This window comes from Enterobacter cloacae complex sp. ESBL7 (genome assembly GCF_041679625.1).
Taxonomy (GTDB): Bacteria; Pseudomonadota; Gammaproteobacteria; order Enterobacterales; family Enterobacteriaceae; genus Enterobacter; species Enterobacter asburiae_B.
On record NZ_JBGORN010000002.1, the window covers coordinates 670,767 to 680,027 of the forward strand.

General features: G+C 52.5%; 6 protein-coding genes and 1 pseudogene. 5 read left to right on the forward strand and 2 right to left on the reverse strand.

Features of this window, described 5'->3' with window-relative positions; translation table 11 throughout:
• Positions 1 to 3: 3 nt before the first annotated feature.
• Both ACERY3_RS13300 and ACERY3_RS13305 read right to left on the reverse strand, forming a co-directional pair.
• Positions 4 to 917, reverse strand: a pseudogene (locus tag ACERY3_RS13300) (branched-chain amino acid ABC transporter permease LivH).
• A 99-nt stretch (positions 918 to 1,016) separates the two neighbouring features.
• Positions 1,017 to 2,138 carry a branched-chain amino acid ABC transporter substrate-binding protein gene (locus ACERY3_RS13305; RefSeq protein WP_033145885.1) on the reverse strand — a complete coding sequence of 374 codons (1,122 nt, stop codon included), beginning with the start codon at positions 2,136 to 2,138 and terminating at the stop codon, positions 1,017 to 1,019.
• 423 nt (positions 2,139 to 2,561) lie between these two features.
• Between ACERY3_RS13305 and ACERY3_RS13310 the strand changes: the two genes are divergently transcribed.
• The 5 genes from ACERY3_RS13310 to ACERY3_RS13330 all read left to right on the forward strand — a co-directional run bounded on the left by ACERY3_RS13310 (position 2,562) and on the right by ACERY3_RS13330 (position 9,158).
• A complete protein-coding gene (locus tag ACERY3_RS13310; RefSeq protein WP_373225834.1) occupies positions 2,562 to 3,230 on the forward strand; it encodes a YecA family protein in 669 nt (222 codons plus the stop codon).
• Between the two features lie 380 nt (positions 3,231 to 3,610).
• Positions 3,611 to 6,130: a type VI secretion system Vgr family protein gene (locus ACERY3_RS13315; RefSeq protein WP_373225835.1), complete on the forward strand. Its 2,520-nt coding sequence runs from the start codon at positions 3,611 to 3,613 to the stop codon at positions 6,128 to 6,130.
• Positions 6,127 to 8,274: a DUF3274 domain-containing protein gene (locus ACERY3_RS13320; RefSeq protein ID WP_373225836.1), complete on the forward strand. Its 2,148-nt coding sequence runs from the start codon at positions 6,127 to 6,129 to the stop codon at positions 8,272 to 8,274. The genes ACERY3_RS13315 and ACERY3_RS13320 overlap by 4 nt, the downstream gene beginning before the upstream one ends.
• The gene (locus ACERY3_RS13325) at positions 8,271 to 8,966 is read left to right on the forward strand and encodes a hypothetical protein (RefSeq protein ID WP_262770463.1); all 696 of its coding nucleotides are present in this window, start codon (positions 8,271 to 8,273) and stop codon (positions 8,964 to 8,966) included. Before ACERY3_RS13320 ends, ACERY3_RS13325 begins: the two co-directional genes overlap by 4 nt.
• Positions 8,967 to 8,969: 3 nt before the next feature.
• A complete protein-coding gene (locus ACERY3_RS13330; protein WP_373225837.1) occupies positions 8,970 to 9,158 on the forward strand; it encodes a hypothetical protein in 189 nt (62 codons plus the stop codon).
• Positions 9,159 to 9,261: the final 103 nt, after the last annotated feature.

Sequence of the window (9,261 nt, forward strand, 5' to 3'; positions counted from 1 at the left end):
CCCTCACACTTTGGCCACAATCGGGCGCCCAAGCAGCCCCTGGGGACGGAAAATCAAGATCATGACCAGCAGGCCGAACGAAAAGACATCTTTATAGTCCGAGTTCACCATGCCCGAGAACTGGGCTTCCGCCACGCCCAGGATAAGGCCACCGAGCATCGCGCCAGGGAGGGAGCCGATGCCGCCGAGTACCGCCGCGGTAAAGGCTTTAATGCCGATCACGAACCCGACGTAGAAATCAAAGGTGCCGTAATTCATGGTGATCAACACCCCGCCAGACCGGCCATCGCCGCGCCGATGACAAAGACCAGCGAAATAATCCGGTCGGTGTTAATGCCCAGAATGGAGGCCATCTTACGATCCTGCTGTACCGCGCGGCACATCCGGCCCAGCCGGGTATGGTTGATAATCCAGGTGAGCACCAGCATGCCGGCAAAAGAAGCAATCAGAATAAACACTTTGGTGTAGGTTATCTGCACGAAGCCGTCGCCCAGATGCAGGCGAATCACGCCGTCCAGCATGGTCGGCACCCCTTGCTGGCGCGGACCCTGGCTCAGCTGCGCGTAGTTTTGCAGGATAAGCGACATCCCGATGGCGGAGATCAGCGGCGCCAGGCGCGTGGAGTTGCGCAGCGGCTTGTAGGCGATACGCTCGATGGTCCAGCCGTACACCCCGGTTACCACGATGGTGAACACCAGCGTCCCGAGGATCAGCAGCGGGAACGACTGCAGACCGAAGAACGAGAGCAGCGCCAGGCCGATGGCGCAGAGATAGGCGGAAATCATATACACTTCGCCGTGGGCGAAATTGATCATCCCGATAATGCCGTACACCATGGTGTAGCCGATGGCGATTAAACCGTAGACGGAGCCCAGCGTTAAGCCATTGATTAACTGTTGCAGGAAGAATGTACTCATCTTAGCGCGCTCGTTTTATAGGCTGCGCGATGCGCGCAGCCTGATGTTTATTACGCGCCGACGGGCAGGCCCGCCGACGTTGAGCGTGACTCCGTCCCGTTACTGCACTTCCTTATATTTGCCTTTGTCGTCCCACTGGTAAACCACGTAGTCAGACACTTTCAGATCGCCCTTGCTGTCCCACGCTTTTTTGCCCATCACCGTGTCGACGGAATTGGCTTTCAGCCACTCGCTGGCTTTGGCGGAGTCCTTGCCGCCGGTGGCCTTGAAGGCTGCGGCAATGGCCTGTACGGAGGCATAGGAGTAAAGGGTGTAACCTTCCGGCTCGAATTTACCGGCGCGGAATTTCTCGATAACCGCTTTACCGTCCGGGATAAGGCGCGGATCTTTACCGAAGGTCATGTAAATGCCGTTGGTGTATTGCGGGCCCCCCGCGGCGGTCACCATCTCTTCGTTGACAATGCAGTCGCCGGAGAAGAATTTCGCCTGCACGCCCTGTTCACGCATCTGGCGAACCAGCGGACCGGCTTCCGGGTGACAGCCACCGAAGAACACGACGTCCGGTTTTTGCGCGCCGATCTTGGTCACCAACGCGTTAAAGTCTTTCTCACCGCGAGATAACCCCTCATACATCACATCCTGAACCCCGCGTTTCGCCAGCGCCGCTTTGGTGGCGTCAGCCAGACCCTGACCATAGGTGTCTTTATCGTGAATAATTACCACGCGTTTGGCTTTCAGCTTGTCGATGATGAAGTCGCTGGCAACCTGCCCCTGCTGGTCATCGCGTCCGCACATGCGGAACATATCGCTCATGCCGCGTTCGGTGATCAGCGGGTTAGTTGAGCCGGGGGTAATCGCAATAATGCCCGCGTCGCTATACACCTCGGAGGCGGGCATTGTGGAAGAGGAGCAGAAATGGCCGACCACGGCGTTGACTTTATCCTGGTCAACTAAACGGTTGGCGACGGCCACGGCCTGCTTAGGCTCGCAGGCATCATCCCCCTGAACCAGTTTGATCTTCTCGCCGTTAATGCCGCCTGCGGCATTAATGTCTTCAGCGGCCTGCGTTGCGCCGTGCCAGTACTGATCGCCATAGGTGGCATTCGGACCCGTGAACGGCCCGGCCACGCCAATCACAATATCTGCCCGGGCGGAAAACGCCGTCACCAGGCAACCGGCCAACACAAGAGAAAGAGGAGTTCTGATTAATTTCAGCGACATTATTATGTTCCTTAGCAAAGAGGTTTTTGCACCACGGCGTAAACCCGAACGCCCGACGGCGCAGCCAATCCGAAACACGAGCAAGAACAAAATGCACTAAACGAACAAGATACAGACGGCATCCTGCATATTACGGCGAGATTTCCCTGCGCAGAGGCGCGCGAAGAACGTTAAGCAAAAACGTTGCCAGAATGGTTAACCCATTGACGAGCTTGCGACATGTTTGAGTATAGAGCGCCGCGTTATGCCGCCTTGCGGGAGGAGAAGAAATTACAGCGGAGATCACATATCATTAACAACAAAGCCCATAAGTTGTGCAAAGGTCACGATTTGCACGTTTTTGCAGCAATAAAGACCTAAACTTCAGCCCGGAGAGGCGTGAGTTATGTGTTAGGATCGTTTCCTTTTGCAGGAGTGTCAGCGATGACTGAAGGCCCATTGAATGAAAGCGAAATGGCGTGGCTTGAAGAGACGTTAATGTCTTACGGTCATGATGACGCGTCCGTGATTGACGTGTCCGAACTGGACGGCATGCTTACCGCAGTGCTTTCCGGTCCTGTTGTCGTTGAGCCAGATGCCTGGCTGGTGGCGGTGTGGGGTGGCGAGAAGTACATTCCGCGCTGGAAAAACGATCGTGAGATGAACCGTTTTATCGATCTCTGCTTTAAGCATATGAACGATATTGCAGAGCGCCTGAGCGAGTACCCGGATCAGTTTGAACCGATGTTCGGTTATAACGACATCGACGGTGAGAGCTATACCGTGGTGGAAGAGTGGTGCTATGGCTATATGCGCGGCGTGGCGCTGACGGACTGGTCAGCCCTGCCGGAAGCCCTGAAGGCCGATCTTGACGTGATTGCCCTGCACGGGACGGAAGAGAACAGCGAAAAGCTGGATGAACTGTCCGAAGAGGAGTATATCGCCAGCATCGAAAGCATCCAGCCTGCGGCACTGCGTCTATATCAATACTGGGTAAACAACCCGCAGCAGCCGGAAGTGAAGAAGCCGACGGTGAACGGCACGAAGGTCGGGCGTAACGATCCGTGTCCTTGCGGCAGCGGGAAGAAGTTTAAGAGCTGCTGTTTGCACTGATACATTTTTGTGGCTTTGGTTCGTTCACCTTAAGACCAGTAGAAAATAATACGTTTTTAACCTGTGACCGAGATAAGGGGCCGTCGAGGCCCCTTATATGGCCAGGCGTATCAGACGTGAATAAGCTCAATGTTATCGTTGCTCACCGAATATCATTGATCTATACGCCTTGAGGTGCTTATTTGTATTCTGATATTGTCATATTTCTTTCTGGTATTTATTTTATCTTTTCATTTAATTCATGAATGTTTATTTTGTGTTTATTTGTGCGTTGAATAAATTAAATCCCTTATCCCTTTTTGCGAAATAATGTTTTAATGAGTGGTCTCCAGGCGTATATTTTGATTAATCTTATCGATTGATCAAAAGGATATTTGACGATGGCAGGACAATCAGACACGGTTCAACAACAGGATACCCTGAATCGTTATTTACTGTATTTCCCACGAAGTAAAACCGTTTCACCGGATGTTCATTCGTTTTGCGGGGAAGAAGAACTCAGTAAGCCCTACCGTTATACCATTCGCTTCACCAGTCCAAATCCGAACGTTGCAGTCAAAGACGTTCTGAACCAGATGGCTGAATTTATTCTGCGCGCGCCTGACCCGAAAGCGAAATCGACCTGGCACAATCAGGAATCCTGGTTGCCGGTGCGCCAGATTAATGGCGTGATCACGTCATTTTCCCGTCTGAAGTCGTCCGCTGATGAAGCCCTGTATGAGTGCGTGCTGGAGCATGAACTGGCGCTGCTGGATCAGAACTACCGTTCGGCCGTGTACATGGACATGACAGTGCCTGAGCTCGTCACGAAGCTGATGAAGGAGAGCGGGCATTTTCAGGGTTACAACATCGATTTTGACCAACTGAGCCACAACTACCCCAGCCGCGAAATGATTATCCAGTGGAAGGAAACCGATCTCCAGTTTATCCGCCGCCTGCTGGCCGAAGTCGGGATCTGGTTCCGCTTTGAAAATCACGACAAAGTACAAGGTGAAACGGTAGTGATTTTCGGTGACAGTGGTCGCCGCTATGTTTTCAGTAATAAGCAGCTGCCATACGTCCGCCATTCTGGAATGACCAGTCATGAAGAGTACGTAACCGAACTCGAAGAGCAGTACCAGCTCATCCCCGAAAATGTACGGGTCCGTACCTATAACTACCGCGATCCGTTTTCCCCACAGGCGGATAAAACCATTACCGGAAACGACATTCCTGACGGGATAACCAGCGGAAAACAGTACCACTACGCCGATCACTTTCTGGCTGCAGGTGACTTTTACGGTCAGGAGGCAGAAACAGCCTCGTTCTACGCACGCCTGCGTTATGAACGCCTGCTGAACAAACAGAGCGTACTGGGGGTGACAACCAGCGATCCGGAACTGCTGCCGGGCGTGATGTTTCATCCGACAGGGGATATTCCTGCCGGGTTTAAGCCCGGATTTCTTGTGACCACCATGACGCTATCCGGCAGTCGCGCAGAGCACTACCGCGCCATCCTGAAGGGTATCCCTTATCTGAACGGCTACAGCTACCGTCCGGACTCTCTTCCGCGTCCGGTGATAGCCGGTACTGTGCCCGGCCGTGTGGCGGCTATTACTCGCGATCCCACATATGCCGGAGTCGATGCGCAGGGCCGCTACCGCGTGAAGTTTGATTTTGATCTCGATGAAAAACGTGACGGCTTTGAAAGTGCGCTGATGCGTCTGGGCAGACCGTACGGCGGGGATGTGTTTGGTTTTCACTTCCCGCTGCTGGACGGCACAGAAGTGGCTGTTGCCTTTGAAGGCGGCGATCCGGACAGGCCGTATATCGCGCACGTCATGCATGACGGCAGCCATCCGGATTTGGTCACAAACCGCAACGACACCCGCAACGTGATCCGTACGGCTGCGTCGAACAAGATTCGTCTTGAGGACCGGCGCGGGCAGGAACACATCAAAATTTCCACGGAGCACGGTAAGGGGCAGGTCAGCGTCGGCCACCTGGTGGACGCCGAAGGGAAAAAGCGCGGGGAAGGCGTGGAGGCCCGTACCGATGACTGGATGGCGCTGCGTGCCGCTAAAGGGGTATTACTCACGACAGAGGCCCAGCCGCGCGCGGCAGGCAAACAGCTGGATATGACGGCCGCCATTGCACAACTGGAAAAAGCGCTGTCACTGGCGATGACGCTGCAACAATCAGCGGCGACGGCCGGGGCCGGGAATGTGGAAACCGATCGGCAAAACCAGCTGAGCCAGATGCTGAACAACCTCACTGGTGCGGGCCTGCTGACCTATGCCGAAAAAGGACAGGCGCATGTCACGCCAGACAGCCTGCAGCTGTCAGCCGGGAATGACCTGATTGCCACGGCAGGCAGTGATGCCAGCGTGAACGTGGTAAAAAAATTCTCTCTGGCCGTGGGGGAAAAACTCTCGCTGTTCGCCCGCAAGCTCGGCATTCAGATGATTGCTGGTGCCGGTGACATCACGACGCAGGCCCAGCGCGGCGAAATGCACCTGCTTTCGCAGAAGGATTTCACGATGGCGAGTACCGCCGGGAAGATGAACGGCAGCGCTAAAGAGGGGATGCAGTTTGTCTGCGGTGGCGGCGGGATCCGTATCAGCCCTAATGGTCTGGTCACACTCTTCTCACCGACGGGAATCGAACTGAAAGCGCCAAACCTGAAATACGACGGCCCGGAAAGTGCGCAGGTCACGGTCCCGCCGTTCAATAAGGGGGCATTTAAACTCCGCTACCAGCTGCACGCCGGAGACGATCCGGAGCAAATTCTCGCGAACAAAAAATTCCGGCTGACCAGCTCGGCCGGGAAAGTGGTGGAAGGCGTGACGGACAGCAACGGCCACTCATCTTTGCTCGATGCCGATGACCTGGACACCTACAAAATGGAGTTAATGGAATGACGGAAGCCAAACAAAGCCCGTACGCGCCACGGGTGATTTCTGAAGGGGATATCCCGGTACACAAAAGTCTGGGTGAGGTTGCCCAGACGCGCCGCGTAGGTGTACCGCGCCCGATGCCGGGGATTGTGATCCTGGTTCACGGCGTAAACGACGTGGGTGAGGCGTACCAGAATCAGGAAAAAGGCATTCTTGCGGGTCTGAGTAAACGTCTTAATCGTCAGGACTTTTACGCGCATGAATGGGGAGAGTACCGCATTACCCATCCTGGTCGTTCGCCTGTTATCCCGTTCTACTGGGGGTATAAGCCTGTTACGCATGAAGACTACCGGGCAGACCAGAAGCGGTACCGGGATGAAGTCGGAAAACTTTCTTCCGGTGCCCATCTGCCGTATGACGCCTATCAGGAAGATAACGAGACGAACAAGGCCGCGCTGGGCAATGACGGTAAGGGTTCGTTTAAGTACCAGAATGACAACCTCAAGAATGGTCTTGATTCAAATTTTGCAAAAGGTGGCGGGACGTTCGCCAATGCGACTACCAACATTCCCGATATGCTGGGGCCAGGAGCGGGAGGTTTTGGCGTGGCAGCGGTGGGATTTGCATCACTGCATATGAACGACGGGGATTACACTCACCCCATTTATGAAAACCCGCACCGAATCTATCAGTTTTTTGCTGCCCAGCGTCTGGCTGATTTAATTTTACAAATCCGAACCGAAGAGGCAACTAAACATGATGTGATTAATATCGTGGCGCACAGTCAGGGGACCATCATCACCATGCTGGCAAATATGTTGGTGAAACAGGTGGGGCAGAATCCGGTGAACTGCGTCATCCTTAATCATTCCCCTTATTCACTGGAGTCCCGCATGGCTGAAAATATTCAGCTCGGATACCAACAGACGGATGCCGCCAGGCAGAAGACATTCAAAAAGTTCTGTAGCCTGATGCATACGCAGTGGAAAGGGGGAGGAAAATTATCTGAAGACGAATTACTGGCCCTTGAAGCCTCCTGTACGCTGCGCAAACCCTCTGATAATCCGTTGCGAGTTGATGACCGCTATGGACGTAACAATAACGGTAAAGTGTATAACTACTTCTGTCCAAATGATGGCGTTGTATCGCTGGAAAATGTACAGGGATTTGGCTGGCGTGGGATCCCTCAGAAAATTGCAGATGGCATTCCTAACCTCTTCCAGCGAGTTTTTTATCAGCACGGCGAAGTAGGGAAAGTACCTGACACTAAACCCTTTGAGTTGCCACAGCGAAAAGAGGGGGATGCAAAATATTCGTTTCTCCCGAATGCCAGCTACCGCGCCCATGACGTAGTGGTAAACGGTGAAGAATTGCCGGAGCCCTTTATTTTCAAACTACAGGGTCAGGATAACCATCCGGATAATGACCCTAAAACGAGTGACAAGCCGTATACGTATTATATCGACCCGGAGAGTCCGGATGCCTACATCTCCTATTCGGCTAAAGCCAGTGCCATCAAACGCACGGATTCTGCGATGTATATGCTTAACAGTTATCAGCGTATTAGCTGGAAGCCTGGGCATGTTTTAACACCAGATGAGCTGAAGGTGGAAAGCCATGACCGGGAGCATACCGTTATTCACGGGGAAGTTACTGGTTCTAAAGATTATCCTGTGTTGTCCATTACCTGGATGAAAACCCGTGAAGAACTTGAAAAAGAATGGAAAAAAGCTGACCCGGTAAGCTACAGCCAGCATTCGTCAATTGTTATGAGCGAGTTCACGCCTTCGCACGCGATGGCGTTCGACCTGGCAATCGGCCAGTGCAAGTTATTTGACTACAAAGCCGGTAAATTCTGGGAAAGCCTGTTGCATCGTGCCGACTGGCGTGATCCGCAGAATGGTTTTCCTGCTGCTAAAGAATATTATCGGACTGGCAAGTTGGATGAACCGCAGACTAAATGGTTTATGAACAAGCCTGATAAAGTGCTGCCTAAAGGGGACTATGGTGTGGAGAATGATTATGCTGGTACCAGACCTCGAGCACGTAATATGAAGGATATTGAGTCGGGAACCGTCAGATCGGAAGATTTTGAGGAAATAAAACTATTGCAATGGGAAATGCCAAAAACCAAATCTGACAGCCAGTTGGGTAAGGATAAGGCATGAAAATATTATGGACCAACTTGGCAAGTGCCGTCATGTTGCTGGCAGTTGCGTGTCAGGCCAAAGAACCGCCAACGCAAATTATTTACCGATTTGATGACCATCGTTATCTGGAGTTGAAAGGCTGGGACTGTGAAGGTGAACTCTGGTACACGGATATAAAACGCGGTATCCATACTGAGCCTGTTAGCCAATATTACAGATTATTTACCCGTAAATTTATCCATCCATCGGAGCGATATATCGCAATCACTGGCTGGGGGGCGGGTGGTTTTATTGTGTCTAAGGATTATGGACAAACCTGGAATTCTGTGCGGTTTGCTCCTGGACCTAATGAACCAAATGGCGATGATTACGCGCCTTATGAGGACGTTCTTTCCTTCTCAGTCGTCAACGATCAGGGATTTTTACAGACGAAACACAGGTTGTATATGTCGTCAAAGCCGTTCGATGACCCTCGTTTATTGCCGGGGGGGGCGGGGATTCAATATAAACTTGGCGATGGAACAAAAGGAGATATTAAGCCCGGTTCTGGTGGGTGGGCTTGGGGAATGGTTTATATGACTAAGCAAGGGCTTAAAGGAACAGTTCAGGAACTTCAGTCCAACTGGCAGGATCAGCCCGACAAGGTTCCAGGCGTGAAGGGTTATACCGGCTGGGACCATATGCGTTGTGACATGGACGTGGGGAAATAACTCATGAAAGGATTATGTGTAGGGATTATTACTACCGCTGTTTTATTTGCGGCGGCTTGTAAGGCTTCAGAACCGCCAACACAGGTGGTTTACCGATTTGATGATCATCGGTATCTGGAGTTGAAGGGTTGGGACTGTGAAGGGGAACTCTGGTATACGGATACAAAAGAGCCTGTAATTAAAATTGTGTAATTGCCTGATTTTGATATGTTCACTCCAACAACGGAGACAGGCAATTATGGACGAAAAGAAACTCAAAGCCCTTGCGGCTGAACTGGCTAAAGGCCTTAAAACC

Bases quoted from the DNA above. Each gene is read 5' to 3' on its own strand.
- ACERY3_RS13315 (WP_373225835.1), top strand. From the start codon at position 3,611: ATGGCAGGACAATCAGACACGGTTCAACAACAGGATACCCTGAATCGT.
- ACERY3_RS13330 (WP_373225837.1), top strand. From the start codon at position 8,970: ATGAAAGGATTATGTGTAGGGATTATTACTACCGCTGTTTTATTTGCG.
- ACERY3_RS13320 (WP_373225836.1), top strand. From the start codon at position 6,127: ATGACGGAAGCCAAACAAAGCCCGTACGCGCCACGGGTGATTTCTGAA.
- ACERY3_RS13325 (WP_262770463.1), top strand. From the start codon at position 8,271: ATGAAAATATTATGGACCAACTTGGCAAGTGCCGTCATGTTGCTGGCA.
- ACERY3_RS13305 (WP_033145885.1), bottom strand. From the start codon at position 2,138: ATGTCGCTGAAATTAATCAGAACTCCTCTTTCTCTTGTGTTGGCCGGT.
- ACERY3_RS13310 (WP_373225834.1), top strand. From the start codon at position 2,562: ATGACTGAAGGCCCATTGAATGAAAGCGAAATGGCGTGGCTTGAAGAG.